This is a genomic window from Chitiniphilus eburneus, from assembly GCF_005048205.1.
Lineage (GTDB): Bacteria > Pseudomonadota > Gammaproteobacteria > Burkholderiales > Chitinibacteraceae > Chitiniphilus > Chitiniphilus eburneus.
Map to the genome: position 1 here is coordinate 214,253 of NZ_SUMF01000002.1, position 25,055 is coordinate 239,307.

The window sequence follows — 25,055 nt, forward strand, 5'->3', positions numbered from 1 at the left end:
CCACCATTCACGCCTCACGTCTATCGCGGGCAACGTGCCTGATATAATCCGCCATCCTTTCCGACGGCCCCGGGCCTCAGGTTCCCCATGAAGATTCTGGTCACCGGTGCCGCCGGTTTCATCGGCATGCATCTTTCCGAACGCCTGCTCGCGCTGGGGCACCAGGTTCACGGCATCGACAGCCTCAACAGTTACTACGATCCCGCGCTCAAACAGGCGCGGCTGGCGCGCCTGACGCCGCAGCACGGCTTCAGCTTCGAAACGCTGGACATCGCCGAGCCGCGCACCGTCGCGCTGATCCGCGATGGCGGCTACGACGCGGTGGTGCACCTGGCGGCACAGGCTGGCGTGCGTTATTCCATCGACGCCCCGCTGGCCTACAACGCCGCCAACCTCACCGGCTTCAGCCATGTGCTGGAAGGCTGTCGCCACGGCAAGGTCGGCCACCTGATCTTCGCCAGCTCGTCCAGCGTCTACGGCGGCAATCGCCGCCTGCCGTTCCGCGAAAGCGACAGCACCGAGCACCCGGTCAGCTTCTACGCCGCCACCAAGAAGGCCAACGAGGCGATGGCGCACAGCTACGCCCACCTGTACGGCCTGCCCGTCACCGGGCTGCGCTTCTTCACCGTCTATGGCCCGTGGGGCCGGCCGGACATGGCCTACTACAAGTTCGCGCAGAAGATCGTTGCCGGCGAAAGCATCGACGTCTACAACCACGGCCGGATGCGGCGCGACTTCACCTATATCGACGACATCGTGGACGGCATCGTCGCACTGCTAGAGCGCCCGGCCGCGCCCGATCCCGCCTTCGACGTGATGAACCCGCGCAACGGCAGTAGCTGGGCACCCTATCGCCTGTACAACATCGGCGGCAGCAACCCGGCCGAGCTGGGCGAATTCATCGCCACGCTGGAACGCCATCTTGGCCGCGTCGCCGACAAGCGCCTGCTGCCGATGCAGGCGGGCGACGTCGAAGAAACCTACGCCGACACCTCGGCGCTCGAAGCGGCCACCGGCGCCGTGCCGCGCGTCGGCCTGGACGACGGGCTGGGGCGTTTCGTCGCCTGGTTCAAGGATTACCACGGTGCCTGATGCACCGATCAGGCGCGCGCTGGTCATCAAGTTACGCCACCACGGCGATGTATTGCTGACCGGGCCGGTGTTCAGCACCCTGGCCGCCGCGCATCCCGGCATCGAGGTCGACGCGCTGGTCTATCACGACACCCGCGACATGCTCACACTGCATCCGCACGTGGCACAGGTGCACACCATCGGCCGCAACTGGCGCGAGCTGGGCTGGCTGGCGCAGGCACGCGCCTACCTCGGCCTCTACCGCACACTGAAAGCGCGCGACTACGACCTGATCGTCCACCTGACCGACCACTGGCACGGAGCACGTTTCACCCGCCTGCTCAAACCGCGCCTGTCGGTCGCGCCGCAGTCGCGCAAGAACGGCAAGCGCGCGCAAAAGCTGTGGCAACGCTCGTTCGGCGCGTTGTATCCCCTCGTCGGCGGCAACCGCCGGCATACGGTGGACCTGCACCTGGATGCGTTGCGCCGTATCGGCATCCGCCCCGACGAAACCACCACTGCCTTGCACTTCGTGCCGGGCGAGGATGCTGAACACACCATCGCAGGCAAGCTGGCCCAGGCCGGCGTAAACGGCCGCTATCTACTGATCCACCCAACCTCGCGCTGGCTGTTCAAGGCGTGGCCGGTGGCCCGAATGGCGGCACTGATCGATGCGCTGACCGAACGCGGCGACACTGTGGTGCTTTCCGCCGCGCCGTCGCCCAACGAAATGGCGTGGGTCGCCGAGCTGACCTCGCAACTGGCGCGCCCCGTCGCCAATCTCAGCGGCCAGTTGTCGCTGAAAGAGCTGGGCGCGCTGATCGCCGGCGCGCGCGCGCTGGTGGGCGTCGATTCGGTGCCGATGCACCTGGCCGCAGCGGTACAGACACCCGTGGTGGCACTGTTCGGCCCTTCCGGCGAGATCGAATGGGGCCCGTGGCGGGTGCCGCAACGCGTGATCGCCACACCCTACACCTGTCGTCCCTGTGGCCAGAACGGCTGTGGTGGCAGTGGCATCAGCGATTGTCTCGTCGCCATCACGCCCGAGCGCGTGCTGATGGCGCTGGACGAACTCCTGGCGGAAACCGGCCGATGAACGCCCCGATCAAGCTCGCCATCGTGCGGCAGAAATACAACCCGCACGGCGGTGCGGAACGCTTTGTCAGCCGCGCGCTGGAAGCGCTGGCGCAACGTGGCGCGCTCGATGTGACGCTGCTGGCGCGGCAGTGGAAGGACGGCGGCGCCGGCTGGCGCTGCGAGACCATCGACCCGCCCCAGTTCGGCCGGCTGTCGCGCGATGCCGGCTTCGCCCGCGCCGCGCAGCACCGATTTGGCGAATTCGACCTGGTGCAAAGCCACGAGCGCATTCCGGGCGCCGGGATCTTCCGCGCCGGCGACGGTGTGCACGCGGCCTGGCTGGAACAACTGGCGCGCATCCAGGGGCCGCTGGAACGCATGACCCGCGCCCTCAGCCCTTATCATCGCTACATCTGTCGCGCCGAGGCCGAGATGTTCCGCCATCCGGCGCTGCGCATGGTGATCTGCAATTCAATGCTGGTCCGCGATCAGATCGCACAGCGCTTCGGCGTGGCCGCCGAGCGGCTGGCGGTGATCTACAACGGCGTCGATACCGGCTCGTTCCATCCCGAACTCACCCGCTACCGCGAAGGCTGGCGCCGCGATCACCAGATTCCCGAAGACGCACCGCTGCTGGCATACGTAGGCTCCGGCTTCGAACGCAAGGGCGCCGCCGCCGCCATCGATGCCATCGTGCCGCACCCCGGCTTGCATCTGGCCATCGCCGGCGAAGACAAACACGCCGCGCGCTATCGGCGCCAGGCAACCAGACTGGGCGTCGCCGACCGGGTACGCTTCCTTGGTGGCCTGCCCGACGTGAAGCCGCTGTACGGGGCGGCCGACGCGCTGATCCTGCCGACGCTGTACGACCCGTTCCCCAACGTCTGCGTCGAAGCACTGGCCAGCGGCCTGCCGATCTTCACCACGCCGCTGTGCGGCGCCGCCGAATGGGTGCGCCCCGGCGAAAATGGCTGGCTCAACGATGCGCTGGACACCGCCGGCCTGCGCCGCAGCCTGGGCGCGTGGCTGGAACGACGCGAACACTGGCCGGCGCTGCGTGCCGCCGCCCGCGCCACCGCCGAGCCCTATACCCTGACGCGCATGGCCGGCGAACTGGAATCGCTCTACGCCGATCTGCTGGACGCCTGAACATGGACAAACCATCGCTGCACATCCTGCATTCCGAATCCTCGCTGGGCTGGGGGGGCCAGGAACATCGCACCTTCAAGGAAATGGTCGCGCTGCGCGAGCGCGGCCACACGCTGGAACTGGTCTGCCAGCCTGGCGCCAAGCTCGGCGAGCGGCTGACCGCGGAAGGCTTCACGGTGCATCACGTGCGCATGCGCAATGGCGCCGACCTGGGCGCGGTCTGGCGCATGCGCAAACTGCTGCGCCAGGGCCGCTTCGACGTACTCAACACCCACAGCGGGCGTGATAGCCTGCTGGCGGGTATGGCCGGACGGCTGGCCGGCACGCCGCTGATCGTCCGCACGCGCCATCTGGCGCTGGAGATCACCTCGCTCGCCACCTACACCTGGCTGCCGCATCGCGTGGTCTCGGTCAGCGAGCACGTTCGGCAATACCTGATCGGCAAGGGCGTGCCCGCCGCGCATGCCGCCACCATCTACACCGGCATCCAGGCACCCGAGCCGGTGACGTCCACGCTGCGTGCCGAGCTGAAGCTGCCCGACGACGCTATCGTGGTCGGCACCGTCGCCATCCTGCGAGCCAAGAAAGGCCATCGCGAACTGCTGGAGGCCGCCAAGCCGCTGCTGGAACGCCATCCGGCACTGCATCTGGTCTGGGCCGGCAACGGGCCGCAGTACGACAATCTGAGCGCGCTGCTCGCCAGCGAGGGGCTGGCCGACCGCGTGCACCTGCTGGGCCTGCGCCGCGACGTGGCCAACGTACTGGCCGGCTGCGACGTATTCGCCCTCGCCACGCACCAGGAAGCACTGGGCACCTCGTACATCGAAGCAATGGCAATGGGCCTGCCGGTGATCGGCACCCGCGTGGACGGCGTACCGGAGGTCATCGAAGACGGCGTGAATGGCCTGCTGGTCCCGGCGCAGAACGTTCCCGCGCTGCGCGCCGCGCTGGAAACACTGATTGGCGACGCCGCGTTGCGCCAGCGCATGGGTGAAGCCGGTCGCGCCATCACCCGCAGCCGCTTCGCCGTGGCGACGATGGCCGCCGAGATGGAAGCGTTCTATCGCAACAGCCTGGCCGAACGGGGCCACGCATGAAAGCCGCCCGCGCCGTACCGGTGCTGATGTATCACCACGTCTCGCCCGCTCCGGGCCTGGTCACGGTCAGCCCCGACACGTTCGCCGGGCACATGGGCTGGCTGGCGCGCGCAGGCTACACCACGCTCGGTACGCAGCAGTTCGCCAGTTTTCTCGCTGGCGAGGCCGTGCCCGACAAATCGGTGCTGATCACGTTCGACGACGGCTACCTCGACAACTGGGTGTACGCCCATCCGGTGCTGGCGCGCCACGGCCAGCGCGCAGTGCTGTTCACCGTCAGTGGTTGGGTTGGCGACGGCCCGGCACGCCCGCATGCCGGCGACGGTGGCCCGCTGCCGGCCACACCCGATCACCGGGCCTGCAAGGCCGCCATCGGTGAGGGCCGTGCCGACGAGGTGATCGTGCGCGCCAGCGAAGTGGCGGCGATGCGCGCCGCCGGTACTTTCGAATTCCATAGCCACACACATAGCCACACCCGCTGGGACAAACAGTGCGCCGACCCGGCCGAGAAACGCGCCCGGCTGGCGGAAGACCTGGCCACCAGCCGCGCCAACTTCGCCGCGCGCCTGGGCGGCGCCAGCGATCAGTTGTGCTGGCCGCAGGGCTATTTCGACGACGATTACCTCGCCGTCGCGCGCGAAGCGGGCTTCCGCCACCTGTACACCACCGTGCCCGGCGCCAACCTGCCAGGCCAGGACCGAGAGCACATTCACCGGCTGGTGGTGAAGGACAAGCCAGCGTCATGGCTGGCCAGTCGGCTCTGGCTGTATCGCCAACCCACCCTGGCGCGGCTGTACACCGCGCTGAAGCGCCGGTGAGATGCGCCTGACCCTGCACCGCAGCGCCTGGAGGCTATCCCATGACATTGCGGATCGCTCAGCCCTCGCCGCCGCGAGGGAGCCTCGCTTTGCCCGGAGGACCGATCCAGTGTTTGTTGATCGAATGCCCCACCCGCTCGGCGTGGCCGGAGGCCACCAGCCATGCGCCTGAACCTGCACCAGAACTTCGCCATCGCGCTGACGCGCTGGCTGGTGCGTCGTCAGCCGCCGCCCGACCCGGCGGAGCTGGGCACGCCGCGTATCGCGCGCATCCTGGCCGTGTCCTGTACCGCCATCGGCGACGCACTGATGAGCACGCCCGCATTGCACAGCCTGCGGCTGGCCTATCCGGATGCGCGCATCGATCTGTTGGTGCATCCCGCCTACGCGGCATTGCTCCGCAACAATCCGGACATCGACGGGACCATCGTCTACGACAACCGCTGGCGTGAGTTCTGGCCTGTCGCGTGGCGCCTGCGCCGCCAGCGCTACGACCTGGTGGCGATCCTGCATGGCAACGAGCCGCAGGCCACGCCGCTGGCCGTGCTGAGCGGCGCGCGCTGGCGCTTCAAGCTGCCGAACGATTTCGCGCACCGCGATCTGCTGAGCAACGCCGAGCCAGTACATAGCTGGGGCGATTTCACCCACGGCATCGACCAGCGCCTGGCCGTGGCCGCGCTGGCCGGCGGCGCGCCGACCGAGCGGGCAATGACACTGATCGTCGCCCCCGATACCCAGGAAGCGCTGGATGCCACGCTGGCGCGAGATTTCGGGGTCACCCCGGGAACGCCGCTGCTGGCGTTCCAGCCCGGCGCCTCCACCGCCAGCCGCCGCTGGCGCCCCGAGCGCTATGCCGAACTGGGCCGGCGCCTGTTGGCGCACGATCCGGCGCTGCGGATCGTGATCACCGGTTCGCCCGCCGAACTGCCACTGATCGCCACCGTCGCGCAGGGTATCGGCAACCCGACCCGTGTGCTCGTCACCGCGGGCAAGCTGCCGCTGGTCCAGGTGCCGGCGCTGCTGCGCCGCTGCCGGGTGCTGGTCACACCGGACACCGGCATCATGCACATGGCAATCGCCGTCGGCACGCCCACGGTCAGCCTGTTCGCCGCCGCGCACTGGGAGCGATCCGGTCCGACGGTGGCCTTGCAGCGCCACATCGTGATCCAGAAGTGGCGCACCTGCGATCCCTGCCTGGGCAAGCGCTGCCCGTACGCGGCGCCGCTCTGCATGGACAACATCGGCGTGGACGAGGTGTACGACGCCTGCCTGCGCCACCTGGAAACCCCCGCATCATGACGCCCAAGAAAATCCTGCTGCTCGACACCGGCAACGAATGGGGTGGCGGCACCAACAGCATGTTCGAGCTGCTCAAGCGCATCGACCGCCAGCGCTTCGCCGTCACCTGCGCCTTCTACCACGACTATCCGCGCGGCGATTCCAGCCTGTCGCGCGACCTCGCCGCGATCGGCATCCCGCTCACGCTGCTCCCGCAACGCAGGCAACCGGCGTGGGCCAAGCTCGCCAAGGAACTGGTACGCGGCGTGCTGACGCCGTGGCCAGCCCGGCGCGCCCGCGCGGTGCGTGGCATCGACGCCATCTGGCGCACCCGTCCCAACGCGGCGCGCATCGGCGCCTTGCTGCGGCAGGGCGATTTCGACCTGCTGTACATGAACAACCAGCCACTCTCCAACATCGAGGGCTACCGCGCCGCCGAGGCAGCCGGCGTGCCGACGGTGCAGCATTGCCGCATCGAACCGGTGCTGGACGCGCCGACGGTGGCGCTGGTCAACCGGCTGGCAAAGAAGGTGATCGGTGTCTCGTACGGCGTGGTCCGCACGCTGACCGCCCAGGGCGTGGACGAGCGACGTTGCGTCGCGGTGCTCAACGGCATCGATCCCACGCAGCCACTACCCGATGGCGCGCCGCTTCGCGCCACGCTGGGCATTCCCGACGACGCGGTGGTGTTCGGCACCGTCGGCTCGCTGATCGCGCGCAAGAGTAATCATCATGTATTGGAGGCCCTGGCCCGCGCACGGTTGCCGGGTGACTGGCGACTGATCCTGGTAGGCGAGGGCCGCGAACGCGAAGCGCTGCAACAGCAGGCCGTGCAACTGGGCCTGGCCGACAAGGTGATTTTCGCCGGCTTCCAGCGCGAGCCACTGCCCTGGGTGGCGGCAATGGACGTCTGCATCCTGGCATCGTCCAGCGAAGGCCTGCCACGCGTGGTACTGGAAGCGATGCTGCTGAGCAAACCAGTGATCGGTTCGGCCGTGGTGGGCACCCGCGAACTGATCGTCGATGGCGAAACCGGCCTGCTCTATCCCTACGGGGACGTTGCCACGCTGACGGCCCACCTGCACCCGCTGGCGGCCAATGCCGCACTGCGCCGTACCCTGGGCGAACGCGGCCATGCCCGCGTCTGCGCGCATTACACGGTGCAGCGCTATGTATGCGAGGTCGAAGCCGTGCTCGCCGAAGCGGCCCGCCCATGATGTTGTGGCTGGTCACCTGGCTGTGCCAGCCGCTGCTGTGGCTGGCTCAACGGCGCGAGCCCGCCGCGCCGCGCCGTATCCTGCTGGTGCAGACCGCCAAGATCGGCGACATGATCTGCACGCTGCCGGTGATCGACGCGCTGGCACGCCGCTTTCCCGACGCCGCGCTCACCGTGATGCACCACCCGGTGAACCGCGCGTTGCTCAGGCACGACCCGCGCATCGCCGAACGCTGGGAAGCCGATTCCTCGGCCTGGTGCGGCCTGGGCGCCAAGTTGCGGCTGGTACGCCGGCTGCGCGCCGCGCGCTACGACTGGATCGTGCTCGGTAGCCCCAACCTGCCGTGGTTATTGATGCCGCTGTGGGCAGGCATTCCGCGCCGTATCGCAGTCACCGCCAATCACGGCCGCTCGGTGCAACGCGCCGAGCCATTGCTGACTGACGCGCAACGCCATCAGGCCGAGCGCCTGATCGTCGATGAATGGGCCGAACTGCTGGCGCGACTGGATGTGCCCGTCGCACGCGACAAGCCGCTGTACGCCGCGCCGGATGCCGACGCCGCCGTCACCGCGCTGGGATTGCCGGACGGCGCGCTGATCGGTATCGGCGTCTCCGCCGCCAACAAGCTCAAGGAGCTGGGCGAGGACAAGGTGGCCGACGTGATCGCCGCACTGCTCGCCCGCAGCGACGCCAGCGTGCTGCTGGTCGGTGGCCCGGACGACCGCCCGCTGGCTGCGCGCATCGGAGAACGCCTGGCCTCGCCACGCGTGATCGATACCACCGGCCGCCTCGCGCTCGATCAACTGCCGGTGCTGCTCGCACGGCTGGCCGTCTACATCAGCGTGGACTCCGGCATCATTTACCTCGCGGACGCCCTGGGCGTACCGGTAGTCTCCGTCGTCGGCCCGACCGATCCCCGCGAGCAACGCCCGCTGCACCCGCAAAGCCGCTTCATCATCGAACAACTGCCGTGCTATCCATGCAGCACCGTGTTCCACACCGCCAGCACCTGCAGGGTGGGCACGCGGGCGTGCATCGGGAACGTCACGGCCACTCGAATCGCCGATGAGGCCATCGGCTTGCTTCAACAGAACCAGACCCCATGAAAATTGCCCAACCGCGCCTGCTGGCCACCGATCTGTGCTTCGTCACCTTGTTCAGCATCCTGTCGATTCCCGGCACCATCGCGCTGCGCTACTGGCTGATCGCCCTGCTGCTGGCCCTGCTGCTGACACAGCAGCCGGTACGCACCGCGCTGGGCGGCCTGTTGCGCGACACGCCGGTGCCCCGCCTGCTGGGGCTGCTCAGTGCCTGGCTTTTGATCCAGCTACTGTTCACGCCCTACACCATGGAAGTGCTGCGCGAGTTGAAAAGCCAATGGCTGACGGCGATGATCGCCTTCGTGCTGGGCACTGGCATGGCGCTACTGCGACCGAACGCGCGCTCCGTGTTCAACCTGGTCTTCGCCGCCTCGGCGGTGACGTTGATCGTCCTGCACGCCGACTACCTGTGGCAGATCGCCGCGCACCGCGAATGGCCCGATCTGATCGGCACCACCTATCCACGCTTCAGCAACGATACCTACCTGACCAGCCGGGTGATGACCAGCAAGGTGCAGGTCGCCTTCTTTGCCATCCTGGCGTTCACTGTCACCCTGGCCGAGCTGCTGGCACGCGCACTGCGCTACCGCCGCACGCTGAGCGCCCCCACCGTAGCCGTCACGGCAATCTGGCTGTTGTCGATATCGGCCAATCTACTGGCCGGTGCCCGCAATGGCCTGCTGGGCGAAACGCTGACGCTGGTGGCCGCCGCAGTGCTGGTGCTGTGCTTCGCCCGGCATATCGCGCTGGCATGGCGGCTGCTGCTGGCGCTGGTAATGCTCGGCAGTATCGTTGGCGGCGCCACCATGTTGGATCAGCACGATCCGCGCTGGGATCGGGCGGTGGAAAGCGTGCGCTATGGCATGCAACCGGATCGCTATATCGCCTGGACCAACCAGAACGAAATTCCCTACCCCAAGCTACCCGACGGCAGCAACATCGAAGTCTCGGCCTTCGAGCGCACCGCCTTCATCTTCGCCGGCCTGCAATTCTCGCTGGAGCACCCGCTTGGCATCGGCTACACCCGGCAGGCATTCATGCACCTGGTCAAAGAGCGCTACGGCGGCCGGCCCCGCCACGCGCACAGCGGCTTCGCCGAATACCTGGTCGGCACCGGCTGGCCAGGGCTGGCGTTGTGGTATGCCGTATTGATCGCCGCCATCGTTGCCGCCTGTCGCTGGCTGAACCGCCATTTCGATACGGTGGGGCTGGTCGGCGTGTTGCTGCCGCTTGGTTTCGGCGGGCGGATGATCACCGAGAACATCACCCGCGACCATATGCTGCTGCTGTTCATGCTGTCGCTCGGCCTCGTCTATGCCTGTCTCAAAGCCCATGACCCCGATACCCCGCCGCATCCTCATCATCCGCCGCGATAACATCGGCGACCTGGTCTGCACCACGCCGCTGATCGCGGCGTTGCGCCAGCGTTTTCCGAAGGCCGAGATCGATTTCCTGGTCAACAGCTACAACGCCCCGGTGGTCGAAGGCCATCCGCAAGTGGATCGAGTGTTCGTCTACACCAAGGCCAAGCATGCCGGTGGCACGGGCGCGCGGCTGGGCGCCTACCTCGACCGGCTCGGGCTGGCCTGGGCCTTGCGCCGGCGCGGCTACGACTGGGCAATCCTGGCCGGACGCACCGGGGTGGCGCGGATGCTGCGCACCGCGCGCCTGGCCGGCGTCGCGAACATCGTCGGCTTCGCCCGGCCGGACGAGCTGCGCGGCCTGACCCATCCGATCGCCCTGCCCGAGCAGCCGGAACACGAGGTCGCCGCCACGTTGCGGCTGCTGGCACCGCTGGACATCATCGATGGGGCGCCGCCGCTGTCGCTGGCACCGCGCCCCATCCAGCGCGAGCGCTTCGCCCGGCAACTGACGCAATGCGCCGGGTACCGACCGGGCATGCCGGTGGTCGCGTTTCACGTCAGCGCGCGCAAACCCAGTCAGCGCTGGCCCGCCGAGCGTGTCGTGGCGATGATGCGCACACTCCATGAGCGCGAGCATTGCGCCTTTCTGCTGTTCTGGTCACCCGGCCCGCAGGATCACCCGCAGCACCCTGGCGACGACGAAAAAGCCGCCGCCATCATCGCCGCCGCCCAGGGCCTGCCACTGCTGCCCTGCCCCACCGCCGAACTCGCCGACCTGATCGGCGGCCTGTCGCTGGCCGACCAGGTGGTCTGTAGCGACGGCGGCGCGATGCACCTGGCCGCCGGGCTGGGCAAACCCATCCTGTGCTTCTTCGGCCAGAGCGACGCCCGCGTCTGGCATCCATGGCAGGTACCGCACGTGGTACTGCAACCACCCAGCCACGACGTCAGCGATGTCGATGTGGCCATGGCACTGGAAGGCTGGGAAAAGCTGCAAGGGCAGATAAATCCCAACCCCAAATCTTGAAACACAGAGCGCATAGGGTCACAGAGAAAACCTGAAGGCCGAGCCGGTACGGACGCCTGTACCGGGCGCAGACGCGGGCCTTACTCGTTTTTCCTCTGTGGAACTCCGTGTTCTCTGTGCACCCTGCGTTTCAAGATGTGGGGTTCAACTTCAGTCACTTTGCGCCCCCGGGTTCATAAGCGCCGCCAGAATCGCTAGACTTCCGTCTTTGCTCCCATAAAGCCCCGGTCATGCCCGAACCCCGCTCCGTCGGGCTCGTCAGCGCTCAGAAGGCGGTGTTCGAGACCCCCATCACGCTCACCTCCGGCGTCACGCTGCCGCGCTATGAACTGGTCTACGAGACCTACGGCACGCTGAACGCCGATCGCTCCAACGCCATCCTGATCTGTCACGCCCTGTCCGGCCATCATCACGTGGCGGGGCGCTATAGCGAGGACGACAAGAACGCCGGCTGGTGGGACAACATGATCGGGCCGGGCAAGCCCATCGATACCGACCGCTTTTTCGTCATCGGCCTGAACAACCTGGGCGGCTGCCACGGCTCCACCGGACCGTCGAGCATCGATCCGGCCACCGGCAAGCCGTATGGCTCGACCTTTCCGCTGGTGCTGGTGCGCGATTGGGTGGAAACCCAGGCGCGGCTGGCCGATCAGCTCGGCATCCACCGGTTCGCCGCCATCATCGGCGGCAGCCTGGGCGGGATGCAGGCGCTGCGCTGGACCATCACCCATCCGGATCGGGTGCGTCATGCGCTGGTGATTGCCGCGGCACCCAAGCTCACCGCGCAGAACATCGCCTTCAACGACGTGGCGCGGCAGGCGATCCTGACCGATCCCGACTTCCACGGTGGCGACTACTACCAGCATGACACCGTGCCCCGGCGCGGCCTGCGGCTGGCGCGCATGCTGGGCCACATCACCTATCTCAGCGACGACGGCATGGGCGAGAAATTCGGCCGCATGCTGCGCAGCGGCGAATACAAGTACGGCTTCGACGTGGAATTCGAGATCGAGTCTTACCTGCGCTACCAGGGCGACAAGTTTTCCGATTACTTCGACGCCAATACCTACCTGCTGATGACCAAGGCGCTGGATTACTTCGATCCGGCCCGCCACTACGGCGGCGACCTGGTGAAGGCGTTGGCCGAGGTACAGGCACGCTTCCTGGTGGTGTCGTTCAACTCGGACTGGCGCTTCTCGCCGGCGCGCTCGCGCGAGATCGTCAAGGCGCTGCTCGATGCGCGCAAGCACGTGAGCTACGCCGAGATCGACTCCAAGCACGGCCACGATGCCTTCCTGATGGAAGACGCGCCCTACCACGCCATCATGCGCGCCTATCTCGACAATATCGCCCAGGAGATCGCCGCATGACCGCGCCGCTTCGTTCCGACCTGCGCCACATCGCCGACTGGATCACCCCCGCCAGCAGCGTGCTCGACCTGGGCTGCGGCGACGGCTCCCTGCTGGCGTGGCTGGCGACCAACAAGGATTGCCACGGCTACGGCGTCGAGATCGACGTCGACAGCGTCACCGCCTGCGTCGCACGCGGTGTGGACGTGATCCAGAGCGACATGGAAGCCGGCCTCTCCACCTTCGAGGACAACGCATTCGATTTCGTGGTGCTGTCGCTGACCATCCAGGCAATGCACAACGTCGAAGGCATCCTCAAGGAGATGCTGCGCGTCGGCCGCACCGGCATCGTCACCTTCCCCAACTTCGGCTATTGGGAAAACCGCTGGCAACTGCTGCTGGGGCGAATGCCGGTGTCCGAGACCATCCCCTACGAGTGGTACAACACCCCCAACATCCACCTGTGCACGGTATACGACTTTGAACGGCTGCTGAAAAAGCTCGGCATGTGGTCGACCGGCCGCGTGGTCCTGCACCAGGGCGAAAAAGTGGATCTGTTGCCCAACCTGCTGGGCTCGCTGGCATTGGTGCGATTCGAGCGGGCCTGAGTGGAGTGGGGATACCCCACACCTTGAACCACCGAGGGCAGTGAGAACACCGAGGGGCCACGGAGAAAACCTGAAGAGGCTAGCGGCGGGAGCCCGTATCGGTTGCAGATGCAGAGGCGCTTGATCTCGTTTTTCCTCGGCGGAACTCCGTATTCTCGCAGTCCTTCGTGGCTCAAGATTTGGGGTTTGGTCTCCAAAAACAAAACCACAAACCTCGTAATCTCTCACGCCCCATTGGGTAAGCGCCTGATGGCGATCGTCACATCGCCCCGCCACAATGGCCATCCCCCATCCCCCAGGACACGGCCATGCAGACCATCCGCTTCGGCGTCATCGGCACCGGTGGCATTGCGCGCCGTTTTGCACAGGGGCTCGATTGCGTGCCCGGCGCCAGCCTGGCAGCCGTCTGGAGCCGCGGTGCGGACAAGGCGCGGGCCTTTGCCGCCGAGTTCGACTCCAATGCCTGCGACACGCTGGACGCGTTGCTGACGCAGCCACTCGATGCCGTGTACATCGGCACCCCGCACACTAGCCATGCGCCCTACGCCATTGCCGCGCTGGAAGCCGGCAAGGCGGTGCTGACCGAGAAACCGGCCGCCGTCTCCGCCGCCGAATTGGACCGCGTGCTGGCGGTCGCCCGCCAGAGCGGCCGGCTCTACATGGAGGCGATGAAGCCGCCGTTCTATCCCTTGTTCGACAAACTGGCCGCACACCTGCGGCACGACCCCATCGGTGCGATCACGTTGGTGCGCGCAGGCTTTGCCAGCCCCAACGTGCCACCCGGCCACGCCGTCTACGACCCTGCCCTGGCCGGTGGCGGGCTGCTGGACGTGGGTATCTATGCGGCCTTCCTGGCCGTGCACTGGCTGGGCGCTGCGGTAGAGGTGCAAACCCAGGGTCGGATCGGCGCCAGTGGTGTCGATACACTGGCTGCACTCAATACCCGGCATGAACGCGGCTATGCCCAGCTTTACTGCGGACTGGGCCTGTCCGGTAGCGGCGACGCGCTGCTGTGCGGGCCGGACGGCCACGTGGTGATCGACGAAAAATGGTGGAGTCCCCGCCGTGCCACCATCCACTACAAGGATGGTCGCCGGGTGGAAATCGACGCGCCCAGCATCGGGAGCGGGCTGAACTATGAAACCGCGCATTTCTGCGAGCTGCTGCGGGCGGGGCAACTGGAAAGCCCAGTGATGTCGCACGCCACCACCCGCGCCATGATCGACATCCTGGACCGCGCCCGCGCGCAACTGGGGCTGATCTACCCCTTCGAGCGGTAAGAAGAGGGAAGAGGGAAGGGCTAAGTCAAAGACCACGGCACGCCTGGCACTTCTGGTTTTACCCTTCCCTCTTTCCCTTCTCCCTTTCCAGCCTTTACATGTTGTAGGCCTTTTCCCCGTGGCTGGTCACATCCAGCCCTTCGCGTTCTTCGTCTTCCTTCACACGCAGGCCGATCAGCAGGTCCACCACCTTGTAGGCGACGATCGACACCACGCCGGACCAGACGATGGTCACCAGCACGCCGATGGCCTGGATCTTGAGCTGGCCGGCAATGGAGTAGTCGGCCGCGACGGCGTTGCCCACGTAATCCCAGATGCCCGTGCCGCCCAGTTGCGGCGCAGCCAGCACGCCGGTAGCCAGCGCACCGAAGATGCCACCCACGCCGTGCACGCCGAATACGTCGAGTGCATCGTCGGCGCCCAGCAGGCGCTTCAGGCCATGCACGCCCCACAGGCACAACGGGCCGGCGATCAGGCCGATGACCAGTGCGCCGCCGACACCGACGAAACCGCAGGCCGGGGTGATGGCAACCAGGCCGGCCACGGCGCCAGAGGCCGCGCCCAACATCGACGGTTTGCCCTTGAACAACCACTCGGCGGCGGTCCACGACAGAGCGGCCAGCGCGGTGGCGGCGACGGTGTTCAGGAACGCCAGTGCGGCGATGCCGTTGGCTTCCAGCGCGGAGCCGGCGTTGAAGCCGAACCAGCCGAACCACAGCAGGGCAGCACCGACCATGGTCAGCGTCAGGCTGTGCGGCGTCATCGCTTCGCGACCGAAGCCAATGCGCTTGCCAACCATGTAGGCGCCGACCAGACCGGCCACGGCAGCGTTGATGTGCACCACGGTGCCACCGGCGAAATCCAGCGCGCCATCCTGGAACAGATAACCGGCGGTGGCCGTGGCGGCGGTTGCCGCGTCGGCGGAGGTGTAGGCATCCGGACCGGCCCAGTACCACACCATGTGCGCCATCGGCAGGTAGGCGAAGGTAAACCAGATCACGATGAAGGCCAGCACCGCGGCAAACTTCACGCGCTCGGCGAACGCACCGACGATCAGACCGCAGGTGATGGCAGCGAACGCGCCCTGGAATACCACGTAGATCATCTCGGTGATGACGATGCCCTTGCTCCAGGTAGCGGCCAGCGAATCCGGCGTCACACCCTTGAGCAGCACCTTGCCGAACGATCCGAAGAACGCGTTGCCCTCGGTGAACGCCAGGCTATAGCCGTAGACCAGCCACAGCACGCTGATCAGGCTGAACACAGTGAATACCTGCATCAGCACCGACAACATGTTCTTGGAGCGCACCAGGCCGCCATAGAACAGCGCCAGGCCAGGGATCGACATCAGGATGACGAAGGCCGCGCAGATCATGATGAAGGCGTTGTCACCCTTATTGAGCGAGGGGGCGGGTGCCTCGGCGGCGACAGGTGCGCTGGCCGGGGTGACCGCGGCGGCCGGCTTGGCCTCGGCGGCACTGGCGACAACCGGCGCGGAGGCGGCGGTAGCGGCGGATGCTTCTTCAGCGAAGCTCGGTGCCGCGAACAGCATCGCGCCGAACAGCGCGAGCGACGCAAACAGCTTTTTCATTGGTATCTCCTTCCCTGAAAAGCTCAGATAGCGGATTCGCCGGTTTCACCGGTCCGGATACGCACCACGTGTTGCAGGTCGAACACGAAGATCTTTCCGTCGCCGATCTTGCCCGTCTGCGCGGCCTTCTCGATGGCTTCGATGGTCTGCTCGACCAGATCGTCGGCGATGGCGACTTCCACCTTCACCTTGGGCAGGAAATCGACGACATACTCGGCGCCGCGATACAGCTCGGTGTGCCCCTTCTGGCGACCGAACCCCTTTACTTCGGTCACGGTCAGGCCCTGGACGCCAATGGACGACAGTGCCTCGCGAACCTCATCGAGCTTGAACGGCTTGATGATGGCGGTAACGAATTTCATGGTTGATTCCTCGTAGGCCGGGTGATGACGACGGCAAGGTCAGCAGAAAGCGTGCCAAGCGCCGGAACCCCGCCATTGCAAGGCCATGCGCCGTAGCGCGGCGCTGCACGCACTGCCTCGGCGCAGCGCGTGGTCGCCAAAGCACGAAGAGGCACCTGATTGGTGCATGGAACGCACGCCGACGCGGCGCGTCCAACTCCCTGACGGCCATAGATCGTCTGCTACACTGACTTCCGACCAACATGAGGAGCCGCACATGCTGAAAGAGAAATTCTTCGACGAAATCGCCAGCAAGATTTCGGACGCCATTGCCAACAGCCCGGCCAAGGATGTGGAAAAGAACGTGCGCGCCATGATGTCGTCGGCGTTCACCCGCATGGATCTGGTCACGCGGGAGGAATTCGAGATCCAGCAGGAAGTCCTCGCCCGCGGCCGCGAAAAGCTCGCAGAGCTGGAGGCGCGCATCGCCGAGCTGGAGGCCAAGCTGCACGCCAACAACCCGCAGGACGGGCTATAGGACAGGTCGCCCCAGGCGGCCACCGGCCTTCCCGACGCGCCGGTCTGCGGACCGCGCAACAAGGGTGTCGCAGGACACGTGGTCCATGCGGCACCCTTCTTGCTTTAGCCGGATACTCCGATCATCCGGCCTTCACTGAACAGGTCCGCCCCCATGAACAACGCCCGCCCCCGCAGCGCCACCGGCAGCGATCTCGACGCGCTCGCCATCCTGTTCGATCAATACCGCCAGTTTTATGGCCGTCCCGCCGACGCCGCGCTGGCGCGCGAGTTCATCGCGATGCGGCTGGAGTTGCGCGATTCCCGCCTGTTCGTCGTCGATGCCGCGCAAGGGCTCGCCGGCTTCGCCCAGGCGTATCCCAGCCTGTCGTCGCTCGCCGCCGGGCCGATCTGGATTCTGAATGACTTGTTTGTCGCACCAACCTCGCGCGGCTCGCACGTGGGCACCCAGTTGCTCCAGGCGGTGGAGGTGGCGGCGCGCGGTGCGGGCGCCTTGCAACTGCGCGTGGAAACCGCGCCCGACAACGTCGGCGCGCAGCGGCTATACCAGAGCCAGGGCTTCCGCCGTGAAATGGGGTTCTTGCAGTTCGTGCTGAAGCTGTAGGCGGTTCGCGCGGTGAGGTGTGAGGAGTAAAAGCAACATCAAAACCGTTGCTGCCGACGTTACCCCGCACACCTCGCCGTAAACAAAGACGCCACCTCGAGAGGTGGCGTCTTTGTTTGAATCAAGCTGCAAAGCAGGCCTGTAAGCCGGGTTCTGTCCCCTCTTGCGAGGGTGACCGTCATTCCTCTAGGCGCCGCGTTACCACGGCGCTCCAGCAACCTACCCGCAGACTCGGCGGGCCGCTTCAACGCCTGCTGCTTGGTCTTGCTCCGGATGGGGTTTACCCTGCCAGTCCTGTTGCCAGTCCTGCGGTGCGCTCTTACCGCCCCCTCACGGGGGTTCCCCGACGGGAACACCTTTTCACCCTTGCCTGTGCCTGGTCCGGCGCGCTTCAATCGCGCTTTCAACCCAGCCGGTCTGGTCCGCATGCGTCCCAGACCGGGCGGTCACCTTGCTTGCGCTCGGCGTCCCCTCGTCCGCTTGGCCGAAGCCTCCCGGAAAGGAGCCTTTGCGGCGCTTGCGCGCCGCGCAGTCCGCGCCATCGGCGGTTCGGCTCTCTGTTGCACTGTCCGTCGGCTTTCGCCGCCCGGCCGTTAGCCGGCATCCTGCCCTATGGAGCCCGGACTTTCCTCCCCCGTGTCACCACGGCAGCGACGGTCCGTCCTGCTTTGCGGGCGCCATTATCCGGCCTCGGCGCCCGGTTCGGCAATCGGAATGCCGGTGGCCGTCGCCAACTGCTTCGCCAGCGCGTCGGCCCAGGCCAGGTTGGAGGCGCTGGCGCGCCAGTGGCCGAACACGAAACGGTGCTCACCCTCGAACACCAGCCAGACGCGGTGCCAGCCGAATACACCGGCTTCGTGCTCCAGCACGATGCGGGTGAATTCGCCCGGGGCGTGGCGTTGTTCGCGCAATGTGGCCAGCCCCAGCAGGCGCCAGCGGCGGTAGAGCATATGCCCGTCCCAGCCCTGTTCGGCCGGCACCGCCCACAGCACCGTGGCCAGCGCCAGCATGGTGTACCAGAACAGGCCGAAGAAACCGTGCTCGAAGCTGGCGCCCGACAACAACGGCTGCCCCCACCAGGCCGCCGCGATCAGTAGCGCGGCGGCGATCCACCAGCCGGGCCGGAAAGCGGTGCGATGGACGATCATTGCCCGGCCAGCCGCCACGACAGCGATTCGCCGGCGCGCAGCGGCACCACGTCGTGCTCGCCGAAGGGATACGACGTGGGCACCGCCCATGATTCGCGCACCAGCGTAACCGTGCCAGTGTTGCGCGGCAGACCGTAGAAATCGGGGCCGTTGAAGCTGGCGAAGGCTTCCAGTTTGTCCGGCGCGCCCGCCGCTTCGAACGCCTCGGCGTAGAAGGCCAGCGCCGCGTGGGCGGAATAAATACCGGCACAGCCGCAGGCGGTTTCCTTGGTGTGCTGCGCGTGCGGCGCGCTGTCGGTGCCGAGGAAGAACTTGCGCGAGCCCGACGCCACGGCGGTCATCAGCGCGCGACGATGTTCTTCGCGCTTGAGTACTGGCAGGCAGTAGTGATGCGGACGGATGCCGCCCTGGAACAAGGCGTTGCGGTTCATCAGCAGATGCTGCGGCGTGACCGTTGCGCCGACATTGTCGCCCGCCTCCAGCACGAATTGCGCCGCCTGGCGCGTGGTGATGTGCTCGAACACCACTTTCAGCGTCGGCAGCCGTTGCAGCAACGGAACCATTACGCACTCGATGAACGCCGCCTCGCGGTCGAACACGTCCACCGCCGGATCGGTGACCTCGCCATGCACCAGGAACGGCAGGCCGATCTCCGCCATTCTTTCCAGCGTCGGCATCACGCCGTCCAGCCCGGCCACGCCGGCCTCGGAGTTGGTGGTGGCCCCAGCCGGGTACAGTTTCACGCCCTGCACGAAGCCGCTGTCCCGCGCACGGACCACCTCGTCCGGCGTCAGGCCAGAGGTCAGGTACAGCGTCATCAGCGGCTGGAAGTCGCTGCCTTCCGGCAATGCCGTCAGGATGCGCTGGCGGTATTCCGCGGCCAGCGCCACCGTGGTGACCGGTGGCTTGAGATTGGGCATGACAATGGCGCGAGCGAACTCGCGCGCGGTATGCGGCAGTACCGAAGCCATCAATGCGCCATCGCGCAAGTGCAGGTGCCAGTCGTCGGGGCGGGTGATCGTCAGGGAGTTCATGTCAGCGTTTCTTGATCAGGAAGTGGAATTTGCCGTCGTGGGTCGCCGACTCGACCAGTTCGTTCCCGGTCTGACGACAAAAAGCGGCGAAGTCGGTCGGCGTGGCCGGATCGGTGCAGATTACCGCCAGCAGATCGTCGCTGTGCAACGTGGCAAGCGCCTTCTTGGCGCGCAGGATGGGCAAGGGGCAGTTGAGGCCGGACAGGTCGATTTCGAGCGCGGGGGTCATGGCGTCGGGGCAGGATCGCAAAGGCTCGATTTTACGCTGAAGCGCCAGTGCGGCAGGTAACCGCGTGGCGCGACGCCCGATGCGCAAAAAGCACCGGCCCCGGGGCATTGCCAAGGCCGGACGATCGGGGCACGCTCCTACCCTGATCCATCTCATCTGGAACCCGGCTTCATGGCGCTGACCGACCAACACCCGCACCAGCATCCGCACGATGCCGCAGGCGGCCACAATCAGGATCACGATCACGCGTTCGACCACGCGCACCACCATCATCATCATGGCGCGCCGACCTCGCAAAAACGTCTGCTGATCGCCTTGATCGTCACCGGCGGCTTCGGCGTGGTTGAACTGGTGGGCGGGGTATGGACCGGCTCGCTGGCGCTGATTTCCGACGCCGGCCACATGTTCACCGACGCCGCCGCACTACTGCTGGCGGTGATCGCCAGCGTGATCGGCCAACGCCCCGCCGACGCGCACCAGAGCTACGGCTACTCCCGCGCGGAGGTGATCGGCGCACTGATCAACAGCGTGGCCATGATCGGGCTGGTGGTCTGGATCACCGTGGAGGCCGTCGCCCGGCTATTGCAGCCGCAGCCGGTGAACGGCATGGGCGTGATGGTGATCGCGGTGATCGGGCTGCTGGTGAACATGATCTCGGCCTGGACGCTCTCCCACGATCACGACAACCTGAACAGCCGGGCCGCGATGATCCACGTGCTGGGCGACCTGCTCGGCTCGGTGGCCGCCATCGCCGCCGGCGCGGTCATCTATTTCACTGGCTGGAAACCCATCGACCCGCTGCTGTCGATCGCCGTGTGTCTGCTGATCCTGCGCTCCACCTGGAACCTGCTGCGCCAGTCGACGCACCTGCTGATGGAAGGCGTGCCCAGCCACCTCGACCTGGAGGACATCGGCTACAGCCTGGCGCGCGAGCAGGGCGTGAAGCAGGTACACGACCTGCACGTCTGGCAAATCGCGCAGCGCCGCATCGCACTTTCCGCGCATCTGGTCATCGAATCGCCCAAGGAATGGCCGGCGCTGCTGGCGCGGCTGACCCGCATGCTCGCCGAGCGCTATGGCATCGCCCATGTGACCCTGCAACCCAGTTGGTTCTTCCAGCGCGCTGGCCGCCATATTCCAATCAAGCCGGTGGCGACGCCGCATGACCACGACGACGATCACGCCTCGCCGGACGAGCACGACCATCACAGCCATCGACATTGACCGGCCGCCGCTTTAGCATCGGCCGCTCTTGTGGAGTCATTCATGAAATACCTGATCGCCCTGCTTACTCTTTGCTTTTCCGCCACCGTCCTCGCCGGGGCCTACGGTGAGTCCGGCCTGCGTCCGGAAGACGTCACGGGCAACGACAGCACCACCGACAAGGTGCTGGACCGCGTTTTCGGCAGCGATAACCCGCCGCCCCCACCGGAACAGGCGTTTACGAAGCCGGCACTGGCCGACCTGAAACTGTGGCAGCAATTCAACGCCAGCTACACCCTGCGCAATAACGACTACTACATCGCGCTCGACAGCCTGAGCGTGGGCCAGGACGACGGCATCGTCCGCTACGCCGCCGCCGTCCTGCCCAAGCGCGGCAAGCTGAAGAACATCAGCTTCGAGGGCATCGACTGCAAGAGCCGCCAGTACCGTGTCTACGCCTATGGCGACGAAACCGGCAAGAAATGGATCGACGGCAACCAGCGCTGGAAGCGCCTGGTGAAAAACCAGCGCAACGCCTACCAGGGCGAGTTCTACGATGTAATGTGCAACGGCGGCACCGCCTACCCCGTGCCCGAGATCGACAAGCAATTGCGCGATACCGACAAACAACCCGGCGATTGCCTGGGCTGCCGGTCGCGCGGCTGATCGTCAGACCGGCATGCTTCCCCCTCCGGGCCATGCCGGCGCCCCAAGGAAACGGAACCACTCCGAGTGCAGCGGGCTCCTCGTGGTGGCAGTCAAACAAGCGGGAGGCCGCTGCCGGCATATCGCTACCGTTTCGCGCCCGGCTTTGCCGGGGGCCTATCGCACCTGGCTCACCACCGCTGGGCGCCCCTCCACGGCGAGCCGCATACAGCGAATCTCCCTCGCGGCGGCGAGGGCGGGGGGAGTGGAATCAATCAAGCGGGAGGCCGCTGCCGGCGCGTCGCTACCATTTCGCGCCCGGCTTTGCCGGGAGCCTATCGCACCTGGCTCACCACCGCTGGACGCCCCTCCACGGCGAGCCGCATACAGCGAGGCCCCCTCGTGGCGGCGAGGGCGGGGGGAGTGGAATCAATCAAGCGGGAGGCCGCTGCCGGCATATCGCTACCGTTTCGCGCCCGGCTTCGCCGGGGGCCTATCGCACGTGGCTCACCACCGCTGGACGCCCCTCCACGGCGAGCCGCATACAACGAGGCCCCCTCGCGGCGGCGAGGACGGGGGGAGTGGAATCAATCAAGCGGGAGGCCGCTGCCGGCATATCGCTACCGTTTCGCACCCTGGCTTCGCCGGGGGCCTATCGCACGTGGCTCACCACCGCTGGACGCCCCTCCTCCGCGAGCCGCATACAGCGAGGCTCCCTCGCAGCGGCGAGGGCGGGGGGAGTGGAATCAATCAAGCGGGAGGCCACTGCCGGCATATCGCTACCGTTTCGCGCCCGGCTTCGCCGGGGGCCTATTCGCACCTGGCTACCCACCGCCGGGCACCAACACCCCGGAGGCCGAATGAAGATCGTCATCGCTCCCGACGCCTATAAGGAAAGCCTGGACGCCGCCACCGTGGCAATGTGCCTGCGTGACGGCTTTGCCCACGTCTTTCCCGATGCCGACTTCGTGCTGCGACCTATCGCCGATGGCGGCGAAGGCACGCTGGCCGCATTGCTCGCCGCCTCAAACGGCCAGCGGCGCCACGCCACCGTCACCGGCCCACTGGGCGAATGTGTCGGCGCCCATTGGGGGCTGGCCGGCGATATCGCCATCATCGAGCTTGCCGAGGCGGCCGGCCTGGCACTGGTGCCCCCCGCATTGCGCGATCCGACGACGAGCACCACCTACGGCATCGGCGAACTGATGATCGCCGCGCTCGATGCCGGCGCGCGCCATCTGCTGGTCACCCTGGGCGGCAGCGCCACCTGCGATGGTGGCGCCGGCATTTTGCAGGCGCTGGGTGCGCGCCTGCTCGACAGCAGCGACCAGCCGGTGGGCTTTGGCGGCGCCGCACTGGCGCGGCTGGCACGGATCGACCGCGCCGGGCTGGACCCGCGACTGTCGGGCTGCACCATTGAAGCGGTCTGCGACGTGGACAATCCACTGCTTGGCCCGGAGGGCACCGCGCAGGTGTTCGCGCCGCAGAAAGGCGCCTCGCCCGAGCAGGTCGCGATACTGGACGCCGCGCTGGCCCACTATGCCCCCATCCTGGCTCGCGATCTGCGCGCCATTCCGCTCGATCAGGCCGGCGCAGCGGGCGGTTGTACCGCCGCGCTGCTGGCGCTGGGTGCGACCCGGATCACCGGCGCGGAGTACGTGCTGCGCAGCACCGGGCTGGATGCCGAGATCGCCGATGCCGATCTGGTCGTCACCGGCGAAGGGCGGATGGATATGCAGACGCTGCACGGCAAAGCACCCTATGCAGTGGCCCGGCTGGCGGCGCGGCATGGCAAACCGGTGATCGGCATCGCCGGCAGCCTGGGCGACGGCGTGGAAGCACTTGCAGCGCACTTCCAGGCGGTGTTCCCGGTGCTACCTCGGCCCTGTAGCCGGGAACAGGCACTGGCCGAAGCTGCCCAGAACCTGGAAACCACCGCGCGCAATGTCGCGGCGGCTTTGCGGGTGGGGGGATGGTTGGGCAACCCTGAATCTTGAAACACAGAAAGCACAGAGAACACGAAGAATCACAGAGGAAAACAGACCAGGTCAGAGATCGTGCCTTTCGATCGCGATCTGCCTTGGGTTTTCTCCATGTAGCGCTGTGTTCTCTGTGCCCCCTTGCGTTTCAAGATTTGGAAGTTCGGGATCGGCTTTTTTAAACCAGCACCAGATTATCGCGATGGATCAGTTCGGCTTCGTCCACGTAGCCCAGTACGGCTTCGATCTGGCCGGTGGGCAAGCGCACGATGCGCCGTGCTTCGATCGCGCCGTAGTTGACCAGTCCGCGCGCGATTTCGCGGCCTTCGACGTCCATGCAGCTCACCACCTCGCCGCGATGGAATTCGCCCTCGACGGCCACCACACCGATCGGCAGCAGGCTGGAACCGCGCTCCACCATTGCGCGGCGAGCGCCGTCGTCCACCGTCACCCGACCGCGCAGTTGCAGGTGATCAGCGATCCATTGCTTCTTGGCCGCCAGCGGCGTGGTCTGTGCCACCAGCTCGGTGCCGATGGCCTCGCCCGCGGCCAGCCGCGTCAGTACCTGCGGCTCACGGCCACAGGCAATTACCGTGGCGGCGCCACTACGCGCCGCGCGCTTGGCCGCGATCACCTTGGTGTACATGCCGCCGGTGCCGACGCTGGAGCCGGCACCGCCGGCCATCGCTTCCAGCTCCGGCGTGCCAGCCACCGCCTGCTGGATCAGCGTGGCGGCCGGATCCCGACGCGGGTCGGCGGTGTACAGGCCCTGCTGATCGGTCAGGATCACCAGCACGTCGCCTTCGATCAGGTTGGTCACCAGTGCGCCGAGCGTATCGTTGTCGCCGAAGCGGATCTCGGCGGTGACCACGGTGTCGTTCTCGTTGATGATGGGGATCACGCCCAGCGACAGCAGCGTCAGCAGCGTGGAGCGCGCGTTGAGATAGCGCGTGCGATCGGACATGTCCTCGTGCGTCAGCAGTACCTGCGCCGTCTTCAGACCATGCTGGCGGAAGGCGGTTTCGTAGGCCTGGCACAATCCCATCTGGCCCACGGCGGCGGCGGCCTGCTTTTCGTGTACCGCCTTGGGCTTTTCCTTCCAGCCCAGCCGCGCCACGCCTTCGGCCACCGCGCCGGACGACACCAGCGCCACCGCCTTGCCCAGCCGCGTCAGTTCGGCGATCTCGGCGGCCCAGCGCGTCAACGCCGTATGATCCAGGCCGCGTCCTTCGTTGGTGACGAGACTGGAACCCACCTTGACGACGATGCGCTGCGCGGACTGGACGATACTGTTCATGATGCACTCCCC

General features: G+C 66.7%; 24 protein-coding genes and 1 other RNA gene. 18 read left to right on the top strand and 7 right to left on the bottom strand.

Translation table 11 applies throughout. The features are described 5' to 3' along the window. Positions 1–87: 87 nt before the first annotated feature. The 13 genes from FAZ21_RS03605 (at position 88) to FAZ21_RS03665 (ending at position 14,435) form a co-directional block, all read left to right on the top strand. Positions 88–1,092 carry an NAD-dependent epimerase/dehydratase family protein gene (locus FAZ21_RS03605; protein WP_136771909.1) on the top strand — a complete coding sequence of 335 codons (1,005 nt, stop codon included), beginning with the start codon at positions 88–90 and terminating at the stop codon, positions 1,090–1,092. Next, on the top strand, positions 1,085–2,167 hold the full coding sequence (gene rfaQ, locus FAZ21_RS03610) for a putative lipopolysaccharide heptosyltransferase III (protein ID WP_136771910.1): 1,083 nt from the start codon (positions 1,085–1,087) through the stop codon (positions 2,165–2,167). Before FAZ21_RS03605 ends, rfaQ begins: the two co-directional genes overlap by 8 nt. After that, positions 2,164–3,297, top strand: a complete 1,134-nt coding sequence (locus FAZ21_RS03615; protein ID WP_136771911.1) for a glycosyltransferase family 4 protein — start codon at positions 2,164–2,166, stop codon at positions 3,295–3,297. The genes rfaQ and FAZ21_RS03615 overlap by 4 nt, the downstream gene beginning before the upstream one ends. Positions 3,298–3,299: 2 nt before the next feature. Continuing rightward, a complete protein-coding gene (locus FAZ21_RS03620) occupies positions 3,300–4,394 on the top strand; it encodes a glycosyltransferase family 4 protein (protein ID WP_136771912.1) in 1,095 nt (364 codons plus the stop codon). Then, positions 4,391–5,212, top strand: coding sequence for a polysaccharide deacetylase family protein (locus tag FAZ21_RS03625; RefSeq protein ID WP_136771913.1), 822 nt, complete (start codon positions 4,391–4,393; stop codon positions 5,210–5,212). Before FAZ21_RS03620 ends, FAZ21_RS03625 begins: the two co-directional genes overlap by 4 nt. Positions 5,213–5,374: 162 nt before the next feature. Beyond that, on the top strand, positions 5,375–6,511 hold the full coding sequence (locus FAZ21_RS03630; protein WP_136771914.1) for a glycosyltransferase family 9 protein: 1,137 nt from the start codon (positions 5,375–5,377) through the stop codon (positions 6,509–6,511). Further along, complete coding sequence (locus tag FAZ21_RS03635; RefSeq protein WP_136771915.1) at positions 6,508–7,707, top strand: glycosyltransferase; 1,200 nt, start codon at positions 6,508–6,510, stop codon at positions 7,705–7,707. The genes FAZ21_RS03630 and FAZ21_RS03635 overlap by 4 nt, the downstream gene beginning before the upstream one ends. Continuing rightward, positions 7,704–8,813, top strand: coding sequence for a glycosyltransferase family 9 protein (locus FAZ21_RS03640; protein ID WP_169307231.1), 1,110 nt, complete (start codon positions 7,704–7,706; stop codon positions 8,811–8,813). Before FAZ21_RS03635 ends, FAZ21_RS03640 begins: the two co-directional genes overlap by 4 nt. Further along, a complete protein-coding gene (locus FAZ21_RS03645; protein ID WP_136771917.1) occupies positions 8,810–10,183 on the top strand; it encodes an O-antigen ligase family protein in 1,374 nt (457 codons plus the stop codon). Before FAZ21_RS03640 ends, FAZ21_RS03645 begins: the two co-directional genes overlap by 4 nt. Continuing rightward, on the top strand, positions 10,140–11,198 hold the full coding sequence (locus FAZ21_RS03650; RefSeq protein ID WP_169307232.1) for a glycosyltransferase family 9 protein: 1,059 nt from the start codon (positions 10,140–10,142) through the stop codon (positions 11,196–11,198). Before FAZ21_RS03645 ends, FAZ21_RS03650 begins: the two co-directional genes overlap by 44 nt. 230 nt (positions 11,199–11,428) lie before the next feature. Next, complete coding sequence (gene metX, locus FAZ21_RS03655; RefSeq protein WP_136771919.1) at positions 11,429–12,568, top strand: homoserine O-succinyltransferase MetX; 1,140 nt, start codon at positions 11,429–11,431, stop codon at positions 12,566–12,568. Next, positions 12,565–13,155 carry a methionine biosynthesis protein MetW gene (gene metW / locus FAZ21_RS03660; RefSeq protein WP_136771920.1) on the top strand — a complete coding sequence of 197 codons (591 nt, stop codon included), beginning with the start codon at positions 12,565–12,567 and terminating at the stop codon, positions 13,153–13,155. The genes metX and metW overlap by 4 nt, the downstream gene beginning before the upstream one ends. Positions 13,156–13,463: 308 nt before the next feature. Next, complete coding sequence (locus FAZ21_RS03665) at positions 13,464–14,435, top strand: Gfo/Idh/MocA family protein (RefSeq protein WP_136771921.1); 972 nt, start codon at positions 13,464–13,466, stop codon at positions 14,433–14,435. 94 nt (positions 14,436–14,529) lie between these two features. Here the strand turns inward: FAZ21_RS03665 and amt are convergent, their stop codons facing one another. Both amt and glnK read right to left on the bottom strand, forming a co-directional pair. After that, complete coding sequence (gene amt, locus FAZ21_RS03670; protein WP_136771922.1) at positions 14,530–16,026, bottom strand: ammonium transporter; 1,497 nt, start codon at positions 16,024–16,026, stop codon at positions 14,530–14,532. Between the two features lie 23 nt (positions 16,027–16,049). Then, positions 16,050–16,388 (bottom strand): P-II family nitrogen regulator, encoded by a 339-nt coding sequence (gene glnK, locus FAZ21_RS03675; RefSeq protein ID WP_136771923.1) that lies wholly within the window; start codon positions 16,386–16,388, stop codon positions 16,050–16,052. Positions 16,389–16,644: 256 nt separating this feature from the next. Between glnK and FAZ21_RS03680 the strand changes: the two genes are divergently transcribed. Both FAZ21_RS03680 and FAZ21_RS03685 read left to right on the top strand, forming a co-directional pair. Then, positions 16,645–16,905, top strand: a complete 261-nt coding sequence (locus FAZ21_RS03680; protein ID WP_136771924.1) for an accessory factor UbiK family protein — start codon at positions 16,645–16,647, stop codon at positions 16,903–16,905. A gap of 153 nt (positions 16,906–17,058) precedes the next feature. Next, positions 17,059–17,508, top strand: a complete 450-nt coding sequence (locus FAZ21_RS03685) for a GNAT family N-acetyltransferase (protein ID WP_136771925.1) — start codon at positions 17,059–17,061, stop codon at positions 17,506–17,508. A 126-nt stretch (positions 17,509–17,634) separates the two neighbouring features. On the opposite strand, the gene rnpB is transcribed toward FAZ21_RS03685, so the two are convergent. The 4 genes from rnpB to FAZ21_RS03705 all read right to left on the bottom strand — a co-directional run bounded on the left by rnpB (position 17,635) and on the right by FAZ21_RS03705 (position 19,919). Beyond that, positions 17,635–18,178, bottom strand: an RNA gene (gene rnpB / locus FAZ21_RS03690) — RNase P RNA component class A. Positions 18,179–18,188: 10 nt separating this feature from the next. Next, positions 18,189–18,656: a hypothetical protein gene (locus FAZ21_RS03695; protein WP_136771926.1), complete on the bottom strand. Its 468-nt coding sequence runs from the start codon at positions 18,654–18,656 to the stop codon at positions 18,189–18,191. Beyond that, positions 18,653–19,690, bottom strand: coding sequence for a dihydroorotase (gene pyrC, locus FAZ21_RS03700; RefSeq protein ID WP_136771927.1), 1,038 nt, complete (start codon positions 19,688–19,690; stop codon positions 18,653–18,655). Before pyrC ends, FAZ21_RS03695 begins: the two co-directional genes overlap by 4 nt. Before the next feature lies 1 nt (position 19,691). Next, a complete protein-coding gene (locus tag FAZ21_RS03705; RefSeq protein ID WP_136771928.1) occupies positions 19,692–19,919 on the bottom strand; it encodes a sulfurtransferase TusA family protein in 228 nt (75 codons plus the stop codon). 171 nt (positions 19,920–20,090) lie between these two features. Here FAZ21_RS03705 and FAZ21_RS03710 point away from each other — a divergent pair, with 171 nt between their 5' ends. The 3 genes from FAZ21_RS03710 to FAZ21_RS03720 all read left to right on the top strand — a co-directional run bounded on the left by FAZ21_RS03710 (position 20,091) and on the right by FAZ21_RS03720 (position 23,764). Continuing rightward, positions 20,091–21,143 (top strand): cation diffusion facilitator family transporter, encoded by a 1,053-nt coding sequence (locus FAZ21_RS03710; RefSeq protein ID WP_136771929.1) that lies wholly within the window; start codon positions 20,091–20,093, stop codon positions 21,141–21,143. A 42-nt stretch (positions 21,144–21,185) separates the two neighbouring features. Further along, the gene (locus tag FAZ21_RS03715) at positions 21,186–21,788 is read left to right on the top strand and encodes a CNP1-like family protein (RefSeq protein WP_136771930.1); all 603 of its coding nucleotides are present in this window, start codon (positions 21,186–21,188) and stop codon (positions 21,786–21,788) included. Positions 21,789–22,627: 839 nt separating this feature from the next. Beyond that, a complete protein-coding gene (locus tag FAZ21_RS03720) occupies positions 22,628–23,764 on the top strand; it encodes a glycerate kinase (protein WP_136771931.1) in 1,137 nt (378 codons plus the stop codon). Between the two features lie 160 nt (positions 23,765–23,924). Here FAZ21_RS03720 and proB read toward each other — a convergent pair whose 3' ends face one another. Next, positions 23,925–25,043: a glutamate 5-kinase gene (gene proB / locus FAZ21_RS03725; RefSeq protein ID WP_136771932.1), complete on the bottom strand. Its 1,119-nt coding sequence runs from the start codon at positions 25,041–25,043 to the stop codon at positions 23,925–23,927. Positions 25,044–25,055 lie beyond the last annotated feature (12 nt).